Here is a 20,600-nt window from a genome sequence, read left to right as displayed (position 1 = left end):
AGTGAGAGAATTGATAAAAACTTTATATGAGGTGTCAGGGTCATATTCAAATAAAATAACAAAAATGCTTATTTTTGATGTATTTAAGGGAGTATTTGAAGGAGTTTCTTTAGGTGCAATTCTATTATGTTTGACCAAAATTTGTGAAAATATATTTACGAACCAAAGCATTTTAATGAAAGATGTGTATATTGTTTTTATTATTGCAGCTATAAGTTTGGTGGGGAAAATTATATTTGGATATCTGGCTGATAAAAACAAATATATTGCTTCGTACAATTTAGGAGCAGAAAATAGATTATATATTGGTGATCGTTTAAAAAATGTAAACATGGGATATTTCAGCACAAATTCTTTAGGGAATATAGCAGGAGCATTGTCAACTGTTATAGGTGAACTTGAAACAATAGGAGTTTTTATTATTGAGCAAATGCTTGTAGGTACAATACAGACACTAATTATGGTTATTTTCATACTACCTTATGATTTTGCAACAGCTATAATTATATTGTTGACTTTGATTGTTGGAACCTTAGTAAACTTATTCACACAAAAAAGCACAGATCAACTAACAGAGAGATTGTTAGGACTTAAATTGGATTTAAGTGAAAAAATGCTTGAGTATGTAAATGGGATAGGAATAACTAAAGCATTTGGAAAAGATAAAAATACAGTCAAGGAACTAAACGAAAGTATTACAAAAAGTCGCAAAGGCTTCCTTGCTGTAGAAAAAATTTTAGTTCCAACACAGTTTTTATTCTTGTTAGTATTTAAACTTGGTATTTGTGTGATAATTTTTAGTTCTATAATAAGATATTTATCAGGGGATATTGAAGTTACTAAAGCTATTATATTAATTGTTATGAGTTTTGTTGTTTTTTCTGGATTTGAATTAGCAGGAAGTATGCAGAGTATTAAGGGTGTTGCTGTACGAAATCTTAATACTGTTATAAATTTAAGAAATTTGCCTGTAATTGAAGAAGGTGAAATGACAGAAGTAGATAAAGCAGAAATATCAATGAACAATATTTCATTTTCTTATGGAAAAGAAAATCTTTTCAATAATCTAAGTATGCTTGTTCCAGATGGAAAAACTACTGCTCTTGTTGGATTTTCAGGAAGTGGTAAAACAACACTTTGCAATTTAATGGCGAGGTTTTGGGATGTAAATTCTGGCGAAGTAAAAGTTGGAAATCTAAATATTAAACAGTACAAGTATGATGAATTGCTTTCAAATTTTAGCTTTGTTTTTCAAGACGTGTATCTTTTTGATGATACCATAAAAAACAATATTAAGTTTGGTAATCCAAATGCAACAGATGAAGAAATGATAGATATTGCCAAAAAAGCTCAGTGCCATGATTTTATTATGAAATTGCCACAAGCTTATGAAACTGTTTTGCAAGAAGGGGGTTCAAATCTATCGGGTGGTGAGCGTCAACGAATTTCTATTGCAAGAGCCATGTTAAAACCGAGTAGGTTTGTAGTTCTTGATGAGGCAACTTCAAGCGTAGATCCAGAAAATGAAAAAGAATTATTGATTGCTTTGAAAAACTTATTAAAAGGCAAAACCGTTATTGTAATTGCACACAAGCTTTCTACTGTAAAAAATGCAGATCAGATAGTTGTTTTAAAAGATGGTGTTATAAAACAAGTAGGAACACATAGTGAACTTGCATCTAAACATGGAATATATAAGGATTTTATTGAAATCAGAAAACAATCTGAAAAGTGGAAGATTTAAATTTGAGTAATAGATCAATCTTAATTTTTGACGAACCTACAAGTGGTTTGGATTTTAAGAATATGAAAAAAGGAGGATGATTTTATGAAACAAGATATGAAAGAACAATTATTAAGCAAAAGACCTATAGACCTACTTTTTCAATTATCTATCCCTGCTGTAATAGGAATGATAGTAATAGGTCTTTATCCACTAATGGATGGAATTTTTGCAGGAAATATTATAGGACAAACTGCAATGACAGCTTGTGGTGTAGCTATGCCACTTACCTTTTTTAATAGTGGAGTATCTACACTTATTGGTGTAGGTTCAGCATCGGTTTTATCAAGAGCTATAGGAAAGGGCGACAAAAAAACAGTTGATAAAATTATGGGGAATTTAATATTTTGGGTTATTCTATTCTCATCAATTATTACAATAGGCGGAATTTTACTTGCACCACATTTTTTAGATATGGTTGGAGCAAGTGGAGAAATTAAAGAATATGGTATCAGATATTTACGAGTAATTTTTATTGGTTCTTTATTTGTAAACTTTACTCAATCAGCAAACATGGTTATGCGTGGAGAAGGATTAATGAAAAAAGCAATGCTCATTATGGGGCTAGGAGCTTTTTTAAACATAATTCTTGATCCCATTCTAATGAAATTAATGGGAAAATATGCAATTGAAGGGGCTGCACTTGCAACTATTACAGCACAATTTGTTCAAGCAATAATAACACTCCATTACTTCAAATATAAAAGTAAAGCAGTAAAAATAAATAAAATCAAACCTGATCAGGAAATAAAAAAAGAAATGTTTGGCGTAGGGTCATCTGCTATGATGATGCAAATTTTATTTATGATTCAACAAACAATGCTATATAAAATGTCATTTAAATATGGCGGAGATACAAATGCTATCTTGATGGCAGCAACACTTAGAATATATGCCTTTTCATTCATTCCACTTTGGGGAATGAGTCAAGGTTTACAACCTGTAGTTGGTACAAATTTTGGAGCGAAAAAATACGATAGAGTAAAAGAAGCTATGAAAGTATTTTCTATCGGAGGGTTAGTTCTTGCATCAATATTTTGGGTGCCAGCATTAGCATTTTCAAAGAATATTCTTTCTTTGTTTGGAGTAGAAGAAAGTATTATAACTCAAGGGATAGGGAACTTTAGACTATTTTATTCTATCTTTATCCTATATGGAGTAATGGTAATGACTATAACATTCTTCCAATCAATAGGAAACGCTAAAAAAGCTGGCATAATAGTCATGCTAAGGCAGTTATTTTTATTCATACCTGCCATGATTATTTTACCAATGATATTTGGAGTTAAAGCAGTATGGTTTGCAGAACCCCTTGTAGATTTAATTATGATAATAGTTGGTGTAGTAATGATGTTTGGGGAATTAAATAGGATGGATAAAATTAGTTTGAAAAATTCAAGTAATGAATAATAAGTGGGTTTATTTAAAAGAATGGAGGGAAATATGCAAATAAATATAATTAAAGTACATTTACCTTTTTTCTTTGGTTTACGCTATTTACAAGTTAGATAACTCAGTTAAAAAATTAAATACAATTACTATTAGAAAGAGTTTTTTTCATTCTAGAGGACTAACCATGCCCAAGAGCAGGAGTCCTCCTTTTTTTGTCTGAAAACATAAAGACAAAAAAGAATGGAGGAAACATAAATGACAAAAGAATATTACCTTTATGTCGGTGGGCAAAAAATCAAAGTAAGCGAGCAGATATACAAAGTCTACTGGCAAGAAAGAGAACATGAAAAATATTTAGAGCAGGTGGACAAGAAAAACCACTTGCTCTTTTTTTTCGTCCCTAAATCATGATGGGAATTTCGAAGATAATTTAGAGGATAAAAACGTTGATGTAGAAAAAGTTGTAGCTACACAAATGATGATTGAAGCACTAAAAAGTGCTTTGTCAAAGTTAAATAGGGATGAGCGGGAAATCATAGAAAGATTATATTTCAATGATGAAACACTTCGTGCAGTAGCGAAGACTCAAAATATCTCACATCCAACTTTAATTAAAAGACGAGATAAAATTTTAGAAAAACTAAAGAAATTTATAGAAGAACTATAAATTATGGTTACCAAAGAGGGCAAATTTTCCTTTATAAAGTGAAGGGGAATTTTGTCCTCTTTTATATAAAAAAAGAAATTAATAGAAATTTGAACCTTGACAACTGAATAGACCAAGACAGGACATTAACCATTTGTGGAGCTTTATAATTTCTTCGCCATAACTTTTCTGCTGATAAGGATTTCGGTTTAAATAAATACTCTAGTTTAAAAGAAGGATAAAAGAAAACGAGCGACAAAAAGAAATTATATATTCAACCTAGGAAATTGATGCATTGAAGCAAATGGGGATAATGATACTTCTACAGTTGTTGCCGGCTCATCTTGAAAAGGGGCGGTGGTGAAATTCCAATGTCGTGACCTACACGCCTGTTAATGTCAAAAAACTTAAAAATATTGAAGATAAGGAGAAGATATTATGTGTGATGAACATAATATAAATACAGAAATGAAAACAGATAAAAAAGATAAACAGATGATAAATCAAATTGATGGTTGGAATATAGAAGTTAAATTTAATGAAAATGGATTTAGCTTAGAAAATTTAGTAGAGGAATACATCAAAGAAAAATTTTCTGTCTATTAGGGGCTGACAGAAAATATAAGGAGCGTTATAATATTTTTGTGGAAGCCTAGCCTTGGTTCGATTTATTGTATGTAAATTGAATTAAAGGAGGCTTTTTTATGTTTAAAAACAATTTAGCAAAAGAAAATTTGGCAGTTATGTATTTAAGATTATCAAAAGAAGATGGCGAAAAAACAGAAAGTAACTCTATATCTAATCAAAGAGAAATTATAAACTCTTATGCAAGAAAAAATCAAATTACAATTGTCAAAGAGTATGTGGATGATGGGTATTCAGGTGCAAATTTTGATCGTCCCAATTTTAAAGAAATGATAAAGGCTGCCTATGATAGAAAGTTCAATACAATTATTGTAAAGGACTTATCAAGATTCGGAAGAGATTATATAGAAGCTGGAAAATATATTCAAAGAATATTTCCGGAAAACGGTATAAGATTTATATCAGTAAATGACAATTACGATAGTAAAAGTGCAGATATAAACGATACACACCTTATACTTCCTATAAAAAACTTCATCAATGACAGTTATTGCCGAGATATTTCCAATAAGGTAAAAAGCTCTCAAAAGATAAAAAGAGAAAAAGGAGACTTTATCAGTGCTTTTGCACCTTATGGATATAAAAAGTCTGAGGAGAATAAAAACAAGTTAGTGATTGATAAAGAGATATCAGATATTATCAAAAATATATTTGATATGAAACTCTTGGGATATTCCTCAAAGGCAATTGCAGATGAACTAAATCATTTAGGAGTTTTAACTCCAAGAAAATATAAAGAAAGTCAAGGATTTAAGTGTAATGGATTTCAAAATACAAAAGGTGGAACTTGGTCAGCAAAGACAGTAAATAGAATTATAGAAAATGAAGTATATATTGGAAATACTTTACAAGGAAAGAGTGTTACTTTAAGTTATAAAAATAAAAAGCAGATAGAAAAAGAGAAAGAAGAATGGATAAGAGTAGAAAATACCCATGAATCAATTATAAGTAAAGAAGTTTTTACTATTGCAAATACTATGTTAAAAAGAGATTTGAATAATTCTCGTGGAAAGGACAAAATTGATATTTTTACAGGAATGCTTTTTTGTAAAGAATGTGGAAGTTCTTTGATTAGAAGGACTGTAAAGTATAAAAAAAGAGAAGAGATATTCTATATCTGTTCAAAGTATAACAAGGAAAAATCTTGCACAAGACACAGCATAAAAGAAGAAACCTTGATAAAAGCAGTATCTAAAATAATGAAGTCCTACATTGAATTTAATGAAAATCTATATTCTAAAGTTCAGCGTATAGATATAAATAAAAATTTGAAAGACAATCAAATTCCTATACTAAAACGAGAAAAAGCAATGACAGAAGAACTCTTATCTTCCCTATACCTTGACCTGAAAGAAGATGTTATTAGTAAAGAAGAATATCAACTTTTTAGAAAAAACTATACAGAGAAACTGACTAAATTAGATGAAAGTATCGAGTATAGATTGAAAAAACAGGAATATACTAAGGAGAAGATTGACAAAAATAAGAGTTGGATCATCGACATTAACAAATATAAAAATTTATCGGAAATAGATAGATTGTCTGTTGTGATGCTCATTGATAAAATTTTTATTTCTGAAGATAAAACGATAGATGTTAGGTTTAATCATACCGAAGAATTGTCTTTACTTGAAGAAATGACAAAAATGGATAAGTCTGACATTAAATCTAACACCATAAAAAAGAAAAGTATCGATATAAGCAGGAAGTCAAAAACTATCCCCACTGTTATGAATAAAAGTCTTGTAAGTGCTGAAAGTGAGGTATGCTATGGCTAGAACAAAAAATAGGCATATATCACAATCAGAAACAGAAGTTGGAAAAGTGATTGAAAAAATATACATTGCCGGTATTTATGCTAGATTATCACAGGAAAGAAAGGAAGCTTACAGGGATAAAAGTAATTCACTTGAAATGCAGGAAGAACTTTGTATAAATGCTGCAAAAGAAAAAGATATAAAGATTTTAAGAGTATACAAGGACTATGAATATTCTGGAACAAATTTTAAAAGACCTGCATTTATTGAAATGATGGAAGATATCCGAACAGGTAGGATAAATTGTATCATAGTAAAAGATATGTCAAGGTTTGGTAGAGAGTATTTAGAAATCGCAAACTATATCGAAAAAGTATTTCCATTTTTGGGAGTTCGATTTATTTCCGTAAATGATAATTTGGATACTAAAGACGGTATAAAATCAGAACAGAGTTATGAAATAGCAGTAAAAAATATCTTCAATGATTTATACGCAAAAGATATTTCAAAGAAAATAAAAGCCTCCAAAGAAATAAAAATGAAACAAGGGTCTTTTATAGGAGCAATGGCTCCGTATGGCTATAAGGTTGATAAAATTGATGGAAAAAGAGTTCTGATGATGGACGAAAAGGCAGCAGATGTAGTAAGACTTATCTTTTATATGGCAAGTCAAGGTGAATCCAATATGCAAATAGCAAGAGAATTGACTAAAACATATACGACACCTGATGAATATAAAAGAACAGGTAAAATTTTTAAGGATAAAGAAGATACAAGACAATGGGATATTTCTTATATATCAAAAATGCTTTCTGATGAAGTATATATTGGGAATTTGATTCAAAGAGTTTACTCAAATAGACATGATCCAAGTAGGAAAAGTAAGTTTCGTGATAAAGAAGAGTGGATTATAACAGAGAACACCCACGAAGGTTTAATAGACAAAACTACATTTGAAAATATCAGAGAGATAAAGGAGAAAAAACAAAACTATCTACCTTACCATTCACTGAAAAACATAATAAAAGACGGAAAAGAAAATGTTGGAGTAAAAATTCAAAGAGATCATAAAAAAGAAGGAAAGTATGACGACCTCATACAATGCAGTGTTTGTGGTAGAAATTTGAAAAAACAATATGGACCACGAGGACTGAAATATCATGATGAGATTTGCTATTGCTATTATTGTAAAGGTGGAGACAGATTAAAATTAGAAAAATCTCATGTCAGAATATATGAAACAGACCTAGACAAAATTTTAGTAGATACCTTTAAAAGACTGTTTTCAAGCTTTTATAAAAAGGATAAAAGATTACGACTAAAAATATATTTAGAAAATATAAGTACTGAAAAGATAAATCAAGTTTCTCTAAAAACAGATGTAAATAATAAAAAGATTGCTTCTCTTAGGATCAATCTACAAGAACAATATGAAAACTATGTTAAAGGAGAGGTTCTTTTAAGTGATTTTAAAATAGAAAGTAAAAAAATAAATAATCAAATAAAAACCTTAAAAAATGAATTAAAAGTTTTTGCTGAAAGAATAAGAAATATAAAAAAGAAAAAAAGAGAAATTATAGAATTTATAGATGTACTATTTTGCTGCTTGGATGCTAAAAGCATAGAAGTTGATAAAGAATTGGTCGATACATTAATTAGTCATATAGAAATATCAGAGTATAAGCAGGTTACCATATATTTTAAGTTTAAACTTGATAAAGATGTGGGAAAGCAGTTGGAGGTAGAGCATGAATAAGATAGCTATATATTTAAGACTTTCTGAAGAAGATTATCACAAAGTGGATGAAAGTGAAAGTATAGCAAATCAAAGAGATTATATAAAAAGCTACATTGAAAATGAAACATCTTTAAAAAGTTGTGAAATAGAAGAATATGTAGATGATGGATATTCTGCTACTAATACAAATAGACCTTCCTTTTTAAGGCTTATTGAGGATATAAAGAGTGGTAAAGTGGGAACTATAATTGTAAAAGATATGTCTAGGTTTTCAAGAGATTATATTTTGCTTGGGGATTACTTAAGCAATATATTACCATTTCTAAAAATACGATTTATTGCTATTAATGACAACTATGATTCTTTAAAAGAACAAGGTAATGGCTTAGATACAGATACACAGTTTAAGACATTGTATTATGATTTATTCAGTAAGGAATTATCTGAAAAGGTAAGAGGTTCTATTAGGCAAATTAAATCGCAGGGGAAAAATATAAATTGGGCAGCACCTTTTGGATATATTAAAGATCCAAAAGATAAACATAGTATCATCATTGATGAAAAAACAGCTTTTATAGTTAAAGAAGCTTTTGATTTATTGCTAAAAGGATATTCGTGTATTCAAGTGGCTAATATATTTAATGAAAAAGGTTATATTACACGCTCTGAACGAAAAGAAGAACTGAAACTTTCTGATTATACTGGAAATTTAATTACCGGAAGTGAAGTAAAGAAAAGAGTTTGGACAAATGCAGCTATCTCACAGATTACAAGGAACGAACTATATACAGGAGATTATGTATATAATAAATTCAAAGAAACAAAAATAGGTGGAAGAAAAAGAATTTTACTTCCTGAAGAGGAGTGGAAAATACTTCCAAATACCCATAAAGCTATTATTTCCAGAGAAGTGTTTGATAAGGTTAAGAAAATAAAAGAAAAAAGAAGTTTTGGGGGATATACAGGAAATAAAAATCGTTCTATTTTTTCTGATAAGATTTTTTGTAAAGAATGTGGTAGACATATGAGTTTTCGATGTGACAGTAGACAAAAGAAGAATTCTGATAAAATATACAAGTATAAAAGTTATTATTGTAATTTATGTAAAGCTGAGAAAACACCAAACAATATCAAAGAGAAAGATATTATTGAACTTATAAAACCCAAATTAAAAGATTTTAAGATACAAAACACATTAAATGAAGAGAAAGTCATAGAACACAAGAATGTGAAAGACGAGATTCTAAAGGAAATATCCATATTAAACAGTAATTTACAAATCATCTATGAAAACTATAAAAAGAAAAATATTTCGAAAGAGGAGTATCTAAAGGAAAAAACTTTTATCAAAGATAAAAAGATATTATTGGAGAGTAAGTTGGAAGAATTGAAGTCAGAGAAGATTGATTCAAGGAAAGAAATGGATATTACAGTCTTAGACGAAGAAAGTTTATTGAAGGCTTATTTAGACAATAAAATTGATAAGATAATTGTATCAAGAAGTGGAGAAATAGAAATTGTAGAAATATAGATGGATAGTATTAAAAGTAACTCATAATCTCGCCAACTTTAATTTTAATACGCCAAAATGTAAATAATGACGAGAAAATTTGCGGAAATAAATAGTACTGTTTACTATGAGTTGATAGGGTAAATATTTAGGAACAAACAAAAAAATGATATAATTATAGTTAAAATGAGATATTGTGAGGTGATTTTTGTGTCTAAAATAAATGTGGAAGGATCAGAAATTAGCATTATTGCCATAGATAATAGAGATTATATTTCTTTAACCGACATGGTTAGAAATGTTGAAAATGGTGTGGCACTGATAGAAAAATGGCTAAGGAATAAAAATACAATTGAATTTTTAGGAATATGGGAAGAAATGTATAATGCGAATTTTAATTCCACCGAATTCGAGGGAATTAAAAATGAAGCAGGTTTTAATCGTTTTATTTTATCGGTTAAACAATGGGTCAATAAGACGAATTCTATCGGAATTATTGCCAAAGCAGGAAGATATGGTGGAACATATGCACATAAAGACATAGCTTTTGAATTTGCGTCGTGGGTATCACCTTATTTTAAGCTCTATCTTATTAAAGAGTTTGAGCGCTTAAAAGAAGAAGAACAAAAACAATTAGGTTGGGATATCAAGAGGAATTTAGCAAAGATAAATTACAAAATTCATACAGATGCAATTAAGAATAATCTTGTCCCTGAAAAATTATCAAAGGAAAGAATAAACTATATCTATGCAAGTGAAGCAGATATATTAAATGTAGCTTTGTTTGGAATGACAGCAAAAGAATGGCGTGAAAGTAATCCGGAGTTAAAAGGAAATATGAGAGACTATGCTGATATATCACAATTAGTGTGTTTATCAAATCTTGAGAACTTAAATGCTGTTTTTATAAATGAGGGAATGGATGCAACTGAAAGGATAGAAAAATTAAATGCAATTGCTATTGAACAAATGAGGATTCTAACAGAAAGTGAACGTATAAAAAAGTTAAAATAAAAGTTTTGTATATAAATTAGGCGATAGAAATATCGTCTAATTTTATGTAACAATTGCTTGACATTGTAGGGTAAGTCAACTCTTTTAGAAGGCATAGCTATTGCGCTGGGTCTAAACCCAGAAGGTGGGTCCAAAAATTTTAATTTTTCAACAAAAGAAACTCATTCAGAACTCGGGAGCTTATTAGAAATAGCCAGGGGACCAAGGAGAGAAGAGGATGGATTTTTTCTTAGGGCCGAATCCTTTTATAACGTCGCAACAGAAGTTGAAGAATTGGCAGTGTCTGGTCCCACAAATTTTTATGATTCTTATGGTGGAAAGTCACTTCATGATCAATCCCACGGCGAGAGCTTTAGGTCTTTAATCATAAATAGATTTAGACCCAAGGGACTTTATCTTCTAGACGAACCTGAGGCAGCACTTTCACCAACATCACAAATGTCTCTCCTCTGTGTAATAGATGAACTAGTGAAAAAAGACTCACAATTTATAATTGCAAGTCACTCTCCAATTATCCTCGCCTATCCCAATGCAGATATCTACGAGTTTAACGAAAATGGACTGGAGAGGACAACTTATAAAGAAACAGATTCCTATAGTGTGACCAAAGCATTCTTAGATGACCCTGAAAGAATGATGAACTTATTATTTGATGAAGAATTATAACTCGACTATGTCGGGTTATTTTTTTTTAAAAAATTTTATAGACTAAGTAAATCTTGTCACTTGATAAATTAAAAAATAATCATTAAGTTCTTCATAAAAAAAGAAAGAAATGCACCATAAATGAGAAATTTCTCGCGTTTTTGATATAATAAGATTATGCGAAAGGAGTTACTATGCTAACAGGTGAATTGAGAAACAAGGTGGACGCAATCTGGACAACCTTATGGACAGAAGGTTCGACAAATCCACTTACAAATATAGAACAGATTACATACTTATTATTTATGAAGGGCCTAGACCAACTGCAACTTCAAAAGGAAGAAGATGCAAATCTTTTGGGCCTAGACTTTGAGACAATCTTCCCAAAGGACAAGCCAAACTACAGGTGGCACGTCTTCAAAAATCTTGGGTCAGCTACAGAAATGTTTGAACTCATGCAGGGAGAAATCTTCCCCTTTATAAAAAACTTGCAGGGAGAAGACGGGGACACTTCCTTCTCAAGATACATGAAGGAAGCAAACTTCCAAATCAATAAACCACAAACCTTGCAAAAAGTTGTGACAGCTATAGACCAACTTCCTACAGAAGACAACGACATCAAGGGCGACATTTACGAATACCTATTGTCAAAACTTCAAACATCAGGTACCAATGGACAGTTCCGTACACCAAGGCACATCATCAAGATGATGGTTGAATTAGTAGAACCAAATGCCGAAGATGTCATTTGCGATCCTGCCTGTGGAACATCGGGATTTTTGGTTGCGGCATCTGAATACCTTCGTGACAATGACAAGGACTTTATGTATGACCAGACTAAGTCACACCACTTCCACAACGACATGTTTTATGGTTACGACATGGACAACACCATGCTTAGGATTTCTGCCATGAATATGATGCTTCACAATGTAGACAATCCTCAAATCAAATACCAAGATTCTCTCTCAGAAGACAACAAGGACAGGGCAAAGTATTCACTTATACTTGCCAACCCACCCTTCAAGGGATCTCTTGATTATGAATCAGTTGCCAACGACCTCTTGGCCAATATCAAGACAAAGAAGACCGAGCTTCTCTTTGTAGAATTAATTTTAAATATGCTAAGGTCTGGAGGAAGGGCAGCAGTAATTGTTCCTGATGGAGTTCTCTCTAGTTCATCAAAGGCCCACAAGGACCTGAGAAAGGAATTAGTGGAGAACAACGACCTAAGGGGAGTTATCTCCATGCCAAGTGGAGTCTTCAAACCCTATGCAGGAGTTTCCACTGCTGTTTTGATTTTCGTCAAGACCAATAAGGTTGGTAACACAAAGAATGTTTGGTTCTACGACATGGAAGCAGATGGCTATTCACTTAACGATAACAGGACACCAATAGAAGACAACGACATACCAGATATAATTGAGGCTTTCAAAAATTTAAGCGACCAAGAGGACAAGCCTCGCACAGGGAAGTCTTTCATGGTTGACAAGGTAGAGATAGCGGAAAATGACTACGACCTTTCCATCAACAAGTACAAGGAAATAGAATATGAAGAAGTGGAATATGACCCACCTCAAGTTATTATTGGGAGGATAGAGTCCATGGAAAGAGAAATCCAAGATGGGCTTGAAGACTTAAAAAAGATCCTAGGTGACATGTGATGGAATCGGTTAGACTAGGTGATATAGTAAAAATCATTAAAGGAAAAAAAGTTGAAGAATCAACAAACGAGTCAGAAAAAGCAATTAGATATATACAAATTGAAGATTTAAGAAATGATGACAATCTAAAATATACCGAAGACTCTAAAGCAATTATAGTAAATAAAGAACACATACTAATTGCTTGGGATGGAGCTAATGCTGGTACAATTGGTTTTAATTTGGAAGGAGCAATTGGAAGTACTATATCTGCTCTAGAAATTAATGGATTATATAAAAATAATTTGTCCTCAGAATTCTTAGGATATTATTTAAGGTGCAAAAATTACTATTTGAGGGCTACAACTACGGGGGCAACTATCCCACATATTTCCAGGCCTGCTTTGTTAAAACTTAAAATTCCAATAATTAATATTAAGAATCAGCAGAAAATAGTTGATGCCCTAAAAAAATTAGAAGAATTAATGAGTAGAAGAAAAAAACAAATTCAATCCTATAATGATTTAATTGAAAGTTTATTTTTATCTTCTATAGATAATTCGAAGTATGAATTAATAAAGATTAATGACTTGATTTTAGAAAAACCTAAACGATTGTCAAAAGATAATAAAAGTTCTATTTCATATTATGATATATCATCTATTGATAATTTGAAAAATGTGATAAAGGAAGAAAAAATTATAACAAAAGCAAGTGATAGACCTGGAAGGGCAAAACAAATATTAGAAAAAAATGATATATTACTATCTAATGTTAGACCAAACTTAAAAAACATTGCTTATTTTGATTTTAATAGTACTTGTTTAGCTATTGGATCAACAGGGTTTACTGTTTTAAGAGCAGATATAAAAAAAATAAACCCAAGATTTTTATTTTATAGTGTATTAACTGAGGAATTTACAAAAAAGCTTTTAATTAATTCTACTGGAGCAAGTTATCCGGCAGTTAAAGAAGAAATAGTTAGAAATCAAACTATTAAAATACCACCAATAGAATTACAAAATAAATTTGCTGACTATGTAATAAAAATAGAAGAGGAAAAGAAAAAGCTAAGATCTTCTCTTGCTGAACTGGAAACACTTTTTGACGCTCTTATGCAAGATGCTTTTTCTGGAAATTTATTTAAGGACTGAGAGGGGAGGTAGACGTGGGCAATTTTGATTTCTTATTAAACAATAAAAACTACAAGGACTTCGCAGAGGCTTGCGTTGATGCCGAGAGGTCTCTTATTATATCTACAATAAATGCTGCTTCTGCCACAAGACGTGCCCTAGAACTTGCAGTCAAGTGGGTCTACAAGGTGGACACTGACCTTAGCCTGCCCTACAGGGACAATTTGTCTTCTCTTACAAGACACAAGGACTTCATAGATATTATCGACCCAGGACTTGATGAGTTAATTCTCTACATCATTAAGCTGGGCAATCTTGCAACCCACACCAATAAGAAGATTGATAAGCAAAAGGCTGTGGCTTCTCTCAGGAACCTCTTTGCCTTTGTTGACTGGATTGACTACTGCTATGGAGACTCTTATGTTGAGAGGACTTATGATGAAGGACTTATCCCAAGCCTTGACAGTGTTAGGGAAAAGTTAAATAAGTCTGAGACTGAAGACCTTAATCGCAAGAGGGAAGAGGAAGTTGACAAGGCCCTTGTGGACCAACGTCAAGAAACTCCTGATGATCTTCAAGAGAAATTAGTTGAGAATAAAAATAAAAATCAAAATAATTCTGATATTACTTATAAGATTGACCCAAGGACAGAGGCCCTCACTCGCAAGGAATTTATTGACGTGGACCTTGAACTTGCTGGCTGGCAAATCAACAAGAACGTAATCTTTGAAGTTGAGATAGATGGGATGCCAAACACTTCTGGCAAGGGCTATGTTGATTATGTCCTCTATGGCAAAGACGGTCTGCCTCTTGCTCTTGTTGAGGCAAAGAAGACTTCTGTTGACCCAAAGGCTGGAGCCCACCAGGCCCATCTCTATGCGGAGTGCTTGGAGAAGAAATACGGGAGAAGGCCCTTCTACTTTAATTCCAATGGTTTTGTAACTTGGTTTACTGATGACGAGAGTCAAAGGCTTGTGTCTGGTTTTTATAGTCAAGATGACCTTCAAAGGATAATGGACCGAAGGCACTTGAAGAAGTCTCTTGCAAGTTATTCTATTAATGATGACATCACAAACAGGTATTACCAAAGAGACGCAGTTGATGCCAGCATTGAAGCTTTTAGAAATAATCGCAGGTCGGCTCTTCTTGTTATGGCAACGGGAACTGGTAAGACTAGGACGGCAATTTCTATTGTGGACATTCTCACTAAGGCCAATGCAGTAACCAACATCTTGTTCTTGGCTGATAGGACTGCCCTAGTTAACCAAGCCATGAGAAATTTCAACTCTCTCTTGCCTGATTTAAGTCTTGCAAACCTAACTGAGGCCAAGAAAAACAGCAAGGACATAAGGTCTAGTAGGATGATTTTTTCTACTTACCAAACAATGATCAACTCCATTGACAATGTTCTTGATGACAAGGGTGACAGGCTCTTCACAGTTGGACATTTTGATTTAATTATTATTGACGAGGCCCACAGGTCAATCTATCAAAGGTACAAGGATGTCTTTGAATATTTTGATGCCAAGGTTCTTGGTTTAACTGCTACGCCTAGAGATGACATTGACAGGAATACTTATGAAATTTTTCATTTGGAGGACAATGACCCGACTTATGCTTATGAATATGAGGAAGCTGTTAAGGATGGGTACTTAGTTCCTTATAATAGGATTGAAACTGTTTTAGAGTTTCCTAGTGAAGGAATTCATTATAGCAACTTGACTCCTGAAGAGAAGGAGAGATTCGATGGCATTTTTGGACCAGATGATGAGGGCTTTGATATTTCTGGATCTGATGTTAACAGATGGGTCTACAGTATTTCAACTGTTGACATTGTAATCAATGACTTGATGGAGAGGGGAATTAAAAATTCATCGGGAAATGAGATAGGTAAGACTATTGTCTTTGCCAAAAATCAATTGCACGCTGAACTTATAAAGGAAAGGTTCGACATCTTGTATCCTGAAAAGGGACCAGAATATGCCCAGGTCATAACTCACACAGTGACCTATGCCCAAGATCTAATTGACAGGTTCTCAGTAAAGGATAAGCTTCCGCAAGTTGCCATATCTGTCAATATGCTTGACACTGGTATAGATGTGCCAGAAGTTGTGAACTTAGTTTTCTTTAAAGACTTGTTCTCAAGAATTATGTTTATGCAGATGATTGGAAGGGGAACAAGACTCTGCAAGGACTTGTTTGGTCCTGGACTTGATAAGAAGGACTTCTTGATTTTTGATTATGGTGGAAACTTCAAGAGGTTTACTGATGGAAGTCCAGTAGTTAATCCACCTCTTGTTAAGTCTCTTTCAGAGAGAATCTTTGCAAGTAAAGTAAAGATTGTTATGGCTCTCCAAAATTTAAAATATCAAGAGGATCCTTATAAGAAAATAAGGGATGACTACGTAAGTGAACTTATTAATGAGATAAGGGCCTTGGATACAAACTCCTTTAGAGTGAGGAAGAGGATTGAAGTCGTTAGTAAATTTAAGAAGATAGAGGCTTGGACTAACTTAAACAATCAAGATATTCTTCAATTAGAAGATGAGGTCGCACCAATAATTATTCCGCCAAAGGACCATGAGATGATTCAAAGGTTTGATTTAAGTGTATTGAGTCTTGCTCTTGCAATACTTGAAGGTGGAACAAGTAAGTCCTTAATAAGACTTATAAGAGAGACTTGCAATGACATTATGAAGCATGGCAATATCCCTGCAGTCTTTGATGAGAAAGATTTTATTATTGATGTGGCAGGTGAAGACTTCTGGAAGGACATAGACTTTTTGAAACTTGAAGATATGAGGCTTCGAATTAGGAATCTTGTTCCATTAATTGAGGTCGGTCCTAAATCTAAATATTATGTGGACTTTGAAGACACAATTATCTCTGTTGAAGAACATGGGACCGAGTTCTTTGCCAATGACCTTTCATCTTATAAGGAGAAGGTTGAAAACTATATAAAGATTTCTGTCAAGGACGATGAAGTCTTGCAGAAAATTTATAGGAATGAAATCTTGAGTCAGGATGATATCTCTAGTCTTGAAAAAATTCTTTGGCAGGACTTGGGGACTAGGGAAGACTATGAAAAAGAATTTGGTGACATGAAGATTCTAAAACTCATTAGAAAGATTAATGGTCTTGATGAAGAGGCAGTGAGAAAAGCTTTTGCAGACTTTCACAAGTCCACAAAATTAAATTATATTCAATCAAAGTTTTTATCAACTGTGATGGAATATATAATGAAGAATGGTTACTTGGACCCAAGAGACTTTCAATATGAACCCTTTAAGAGTCTCGGCTCAATTAGCAAGATTTTTGAGGATAATAGAAATGATTTAAACTCCATCCTTGGAATTATAAGGGAAATAAATTACAATTCAGAAGTTGCATAAATTTATTTAAGAGAAGGCTTAGGCTTTCTCTTTTTTTATTTTTTATAAATAGAAATTTAATGAATACAAATAAAAACTTCCCCAAAAATTAAAACTTATGGGGAAGCTTTTTGTGAGAATGTTAAATAAAAGAGTTTTTTAAATTTTATAAATTTTCAAGAGCTTGTTCTACGTCTTTGATTATGTCTTCTGCATCTTCAATGCCAACGGACATTCTAATTAAATCAGGGCTAATGCCAGCGTGAGCAAGTTCGTCGTCATTCATTTGTCTATGTGTTGTGGAAGCAGGGTGGAGGACACAAGTTCTTGCATCGGCTACGTGAGTTACAACTGCTGCAAGTTTTAATCCATCCATGAATTTTGTCGCTGCTTCTCTTCCGCCCTTTATTCCAAAGGCAATTACGCCACATGATCCATCTGGTAAATATTTTTGTGCAAGCTCGTGTTGTGAATCATCTTCAAGTCCAGAGAAGGATACCCAAGAAATCTTGTCATGGTCTTTTAAATATTTTGCAAGGGCAAGGGCATTTTCGTAGTGTCTTGGCATTCTCAAGTGAAGTGTTTCTAGTCCAATGCTAAGATAAAATGAGTTTTGTGGGGAAGGAATACTTCCAAGGTCTCTCATTAATGTTGTAGTCATCTTAGTTATATAAGCTCCCTTGCCAAAGGTCTCTGTAAAGACAACTCCGTGATAAGATTCGTCTGGAGTAGTTAGTCCAGGATACTTGTCTTTATATTTTGACCAATCAAAGTTTCCTGAGTCAACAACAACTCCACCAACAGAGTTGGCAAAGCCGTTCATGTATTTTGTTGTTGAGTGAGTGACAATGTCTGCACCCCATTCAATTGGTCTCAAGAAAATTGGTGTAGGGAAGGTGTTGTCTACAATAAGTGGAACTCCATGGTCGTGAGCAGCTTTTGCAAAAGTTTCAATATCCAAAACACTTAGTGATGGGTTGGAAAGAGTTTCTCCAAAGACTACTTTAGTGTTTTCTTTAAAGGCTTTATTTAATTCTTCTATGCTAACATCTGGTTCAACAAAAGTTGCTTCTATGCCAAGATTTTTCATTGTATTGGCAATTAGGTTGTAAGTTCCACCGTAGATTGCTGATGAAGCTACAATGTGGTCACCTGCCTTTAAAATGTTAAGTAGGGCATAGAAGTTTGCAGCTTGTCCTGATGATGTCAATATACCAGCAACGCCTCCTTCAAGAGCAGTGATTTTATTTGCTACTGCATCATTTGTTGGATTGGCAAGTCTAGTGTAAAAGTAACCGGCTTCTTTCAAGTCGAAAAGATTTGCCATTTGCTGAGATGAATCGTATTTAAAAGTTGTAGATTGAACGATTGGGACAACTCTTGGTTCACCATTCTTTGGTTCATATCCTGCTTGCACACATAGGGTTCCTAAATTTTTCTTTGTCATATTATCCTCCTAGATTTTATAAACTTGTCGGCAGCTCAAAAGGAAATAGTTTATATATAAAGCTTTTGTAAAATAAAAAAAGCTCCCGTCCCATAAAGGACGAAAGCTTGAGCTTCGTGTTACCACCTTTTTTTATTATTTTATCGCGAAAATAACCTCATAGAGTACCAACATACTCCGAACGCTATAACAGGCGTACCTGTCGCAGCCTAAACACTTGTCTCGGTGCGAAGACTCCAAGGCCATGTTCCAAAGTATCCATTTTGATTTCTTTCACCAAATGAAATCTCTCTGTAAAAACTTTTACAATGTACTCTCCTCTTCAAAGTCTATGTGTTGAATTATAAGTTGAGAAAATTTTTTTGTCAAGGATATTTTTTTAATTTTAAAAATTTAATTATTCATACTTCAATATCTTATTTGATAATCTTGTAAATATTAAGAATTCCACTAATGAGAATAAGAACATTTTTATTAATTCATCTTTTTTTATTATTTCAAAATGATTTGTTGTAATGGCGAGTTTGCTTGAAGCTATAATATTTTGAAAAATTGGCAATATATTTTGTGCTACAAGGGCGAAGCCAAAAATTGAAATCAAAATAGAGATAAGAACTATTAAACCTAAAGACTTAAATTTCAAACTTAGGTAATTCATTATGGAAATTATTGGAATTGAAGATAGGATGCTTATCCCAATGTAGTAAAAGTAGAGGCCCAGCCCTTCAATTTTAAATCCGCAGATGAATTTTCCACTCATGATAAATAAAACTATAAAATAAATTTGACATAAACTTATTAGTATTAGGGCAACAATAGATTTACTCATTATAAAACTAATATTTTTTATTGGGCTAGTTCTAATTAATTTTAGACCAGCCTTATGTTCCACTGACCAAAGACTTGAAACAATAATTGCTATAAGGGGGATTATAAAAAACATGAAGTAAAATAAGGATGTTTGTGTCCAAAGACTTTCCCATTTATTTTTTAAAATTTCTTGATTTTGCAAATAGTTTATTGTCCCAAAGATATTTGCAAGAAGGGGAATAATTAATATTGTAGTTAAGAGTGAAAATAATTTTAATTTTTTAAATTCTATTTTTAACATGAATACCTCCTAGATGTCCTTTGAAAGTGAAAATTTATTAAGTCTTGTGATGTAAATTAAAGCGAGAATAATATAAATTAAACTTATTGGCAATGTGAGATAATTTATATTATTCATAGTCTGTATAAAAACTTGTCCTTCTCTTACATAATTTATATTTAAAATAGTGGCGAAGAGTCCAAAGGGATTTATTTGTGATAAAAACTTTGATGTTAGCATAGTAATTATTCCAGACATTGCTCCCACAATTGAAAAGAAAAGAGAGAAGTAAATCTTTTTACTTTTAATTTCAATTATTGTGAAGATCATGATGATAGAAATGTTAATTGATAAAGTCGTTAAAAAGTAAATTATTATTCTTTTTATTAAGTTTATGTCTAAGTCAAAGTTTATATTTTTACTTGCTAAGAATATAATTATCAACCACTCAATAATTTGGAGTGAGAAAACATTTATGGACAAGTTTTTAATTTTACCCAACAAAATCTTCTGAACCTTTAAGCCAAGACTTATTTGCATTTGCCACATATTATTTTTCTCTTCAATCTCAATTACTTTTTTCACAAGTGATGATAGTGCAATGGGATTAAAGAATAAGGAAATTGCAAGATAAGAATCTAATATTCTTGCAAGAGGATACTTGTTAGATTGAAAGTCTTTTGTCTTGAAGGCAATAAGGATAGAAAATAAATGAATTGCAAATAAAATTAAAAGAGTGAAATTTAATTTTAGTCCCTTATTCTTTTTTATTTCTAGATTTTTCAT

14 protein-coding genes, 1 pseudogene and 1 other annotated feature are annotated in these 20,600 nt (G+C 32.2%); of the genes and pseudogenes, 12 read left to right on the top strand and 3 right to left on the bottom strand.

From position 1 onward, the window contains the following. Position 1: 1 nt before the first annotated feature. The 12 genes and pseudogenes from I6I93_RS08970 (at position 2) to I6I93_RS08915 (ending at position 17,298) form a co-directional block, all read left to right on the top strand. Positions 2–1,744 carry an ABC transporter ATP-binding protein gene (locus I6I93_RS08970; protein WP_094210127.1) on the top strand — a complete coding sequence of 581 codons (1,743 nt, stop codon included), beginning with the start codon at positions 2–4 and terminating at the stop codon, positions 1,742–1,744. Positions 1,745–1,828: 84 nt separating this feature from the next. Continuing rightward, complete coding sequence (locus I6I93_RS08965; protein WP_112890257.1) at positions 1,829–3,193, top strand: MATE family efflux transporter; 1,365 nt, start codon at positions 1,829–1,831, stop codon at positions 3,191–3,193. Positions 3,194–3,430: 237 nt separating this feature from the next. After that, positions 3,431–3,842 (top strand): annotated as a pseudogene (locus tag I6I93_RS08960) (RNA polymerase sigma factor). Positions 3,843–4,259: 417 nt separating this feature from the next. Beyond that, positions 4,260–4,427, top strand: a complete 168-nt coding sequence (locus I6I93_RS08955; RefSeq protein WP_000332792.1) for a hypothetical protein — start codon at positions 4,260–4,262, stop codon at positions 4,425–4,427. 98 nt (positions 4,428–4,525) lie between these two features. Further along, complete coding sequence (locus I6I93_RS08950) at positions 4,526–6,244, top strand: recombinase family protein (RefSeq protein WP_112890256.1); 1,719 nt, start codon at positions 4,526–4,528, stop codon at positions 6,242–6,244. Between the two features lie 46 nt (positions 6,245–6,290). Continuing rightward, the gene (locus I6I93_RS08945; RefSeq protein ID WP_236587181.1) at positions 6,291–7,979 is read left to right on the top strand and encodes a recombinase family protein; all 1,689 of its coding nucleotides are present in this window, start codon (positions 6,291–6,293) and stop codon (positions 7,977–7,979) included. Then, positions 7,972–9,492, top strand: coding sequence for a recombinase family protein (locus I6I93_RS08940; protein ID WP_112890254.1), 1,521 nt, complete (start codon positions 7,972–7,974; stop codon positions 9,490–9,492). Before I6I93_RS08945 ends, I6I93_RS08940 begins: the two co-directional genes overlap by 8 nt. A gap of 189 nt (positions 9,493–9,681) precedes the next feature. Then, a complete protein-coding gene (locus I6I93_RS08935) occupies positions 9,682–10,485 on the top strand; it encodes a KilA-N domain-containing protein (RefSeq protein WP_022620611.1) in 804 nt (267 codons plus the stop codon). Between the two features lie 279 nt (positions 10,486–10,764). Beyond that, positions 10,765–11,151 (top strand): AAA family ATPase, encoded by a 387-nt coding sequence (locus I6I93_RS08930; protein ID WP_236587180.1) that lies wholly within the window; start codon positions 10,765–10,767, stop codon positions 11,149–11,151. Between the two features lie 173 nt (positions 11,152–11,324). Then, a complete protein-coding gene (locus tag I6I93_RS08925; RefSeq protein ID WP_112890252.1) occupies positions 11,325–12,794 on the top strand; it encodes a type I restriction-modification system subunit M in 1,470 nt (489 codons plus the stop codon). Beyond that, positions 12,794–13,927 carry a restriction endonuclease subunit S gene (locus I6I93_RS08920; RefSeq protein ID WP_112890251.1) on the top strand — a complete coding sequence of 378 codons (1,134 nt, stop codon included), beginning with the start codon at positions 12,794–12,796 and terminating at the stop codon, positions 13,925–13,927. The genes I6I93_RS08925 and I6I93_RS08920 overlap by 1 nt, the downstream gene beginning before the upstream one ends. A 14-nt stretch (positions 13,928–13,941) precedes the next feature. Beyond that, a complete protein-coding gene (locus I6I93_RS08915) occupies positions 13,942–17,298 on the top strand; it encodes a DEAD/DEAH box helicase family protein (protein WP_112890250.1) in 3,357 nt (1,118 codons plus the stop codon). Positions 17,299–17,443: 145 nt separating this feature from the next. Here the strand turns inward: I6I93_RS08915 and I6I93_RS08910 are convergent, their stop codons facing one another. The 3 genes from I6I93_RS08910 to I6I93_RS08900 all read right to left on the bottom strand — a co-directional run bounded on the left by I6I93_RS08910 (position 17,444) and on the right by I6I93_RS08900 (position 20,600). Then, complete coding sequence (locus I6I93_RS08910) at positions 17,444–18,724, bottom strand: O-acetylhomoserine aminocarboxypropyltransferase/cysteine synthase family protein (RefSeq protein ID WP_112890249.1); 1,281 nt, start codon at positions 18,722–18,724, stop codon at positions 17,444–17,446. Positions 18,725–18,816: 92 nt separating this feature from the next. Continuing rightward, positions 18,817–19,059: a binding site (T-box leader), on the bottom strand. A gap of 62 nt (positions 19,060–19,121) precedes the next feature. After that, positions 19,122–19,835 carry an ABC transporter permease gene (locus I6I93_RS08905; protein WP_112890248.1) on the bottom strand — a complete coding sequence of 238 codons (714 nt, stop codon included), beginning with the start codon at positions 19,833–19,835 and terminating at the stop codon, positions 19,122–19,124. Between the two features lie 9 nt (positions 19,836–19,844). Then, the gene (locus I6I93_RS08900; RefSeq protein ID WP_112890247.1) at positions 19,845–20,600 is read right to left on the bottom strand and encodes a hypothetical protein; all 756 of its coding nucleotides are present in this window, start codon (positions 20,598–20,600) and stop codon (positions 19,845–19,847) included.

Source organism: Peptoniphilus harei, from assembly GCF_016726485.1.
Lineage (GTDB): Bacteria > Bacillota > Clostridia > Tissierellales > Peptoniphilaceae > Peptoniphilus_A > Peptoniphilus_A harei.
The sequence above is the reverse complement of the archived record's forward strand: the minus strand, read 5'-3'. Positions and strand labels throughout refer to the sequence as shown.

What these genes read in the sequence shown, in the direction of transcription:
- I6I93_RS08955 (WP_000332792.1), top strand. Translation starts at nt 4,260, where the DNA reads ATGTGTGATGAACATAATATAAATACAGAAATGAAAACAGATAAAAAA.
- I6I93_RS08900 (WP_112890247.1), bottom strand. Translation starts at nt 20,600, where the DNA reads ATGAAAAATCTAGAAATAAAAAAGAATAAGGGACTAAAATTAAATTTC.
- I6I93_RS08940 (WP_112890254.1), top strand. Translation starts at nt 7,972, where the DNA reads ATGAATAAGATAGCTATATATTTAAGACTTTCTGAAGAAGATTATCAC.
- I6I93_RS08910 (WP_112890249.1), bottom strand. Translation starts at nt 18,724, where the DNA reads ATGACAAAGAAAAATTTAGGAACCCTATGTGTGCAAGCAGGATATGAA.
- I6I93_RS08950 (WP_112890256.1), top strand. Translation starts at nt 4,526, where the DNA reads ATGTTTAAAAACAATTTAGCAAAAGAAAATTTGGCAGTTATGTATTTA.
- I6I93_RS08905 (WP_112890248.1), bottom strand. Translation starts at nt 19,835, where the DNA reads ATGTTAAAAATAGAATTTAAAAAATTAAAATTATTTTCACTCTTAACT.
- I6I93_RS08965 (WP_112890257.1), top strand. Translation starts at nt 1,829, where the DNA reads ATGAAACAAGATATGAAAGAACAATTATTAAGCAAAAGACCTATAGAC.
- I6I93_RS08920 (WP_112890251.1), top strand. Translation starts at nt 12,794, where the DNA reads ATGGAATCGGTTAGACTAGGTGATATAGTAAAAATCATTAAAGGAAAA.
- I6I93_RS08925 (WP_112890252.1), top strand. Translation starts at nt 11,325, where the DNA reads ATGCTAACAGGTGAATTGAGAAACAAGGTGGACGCAATCTGGACAACC.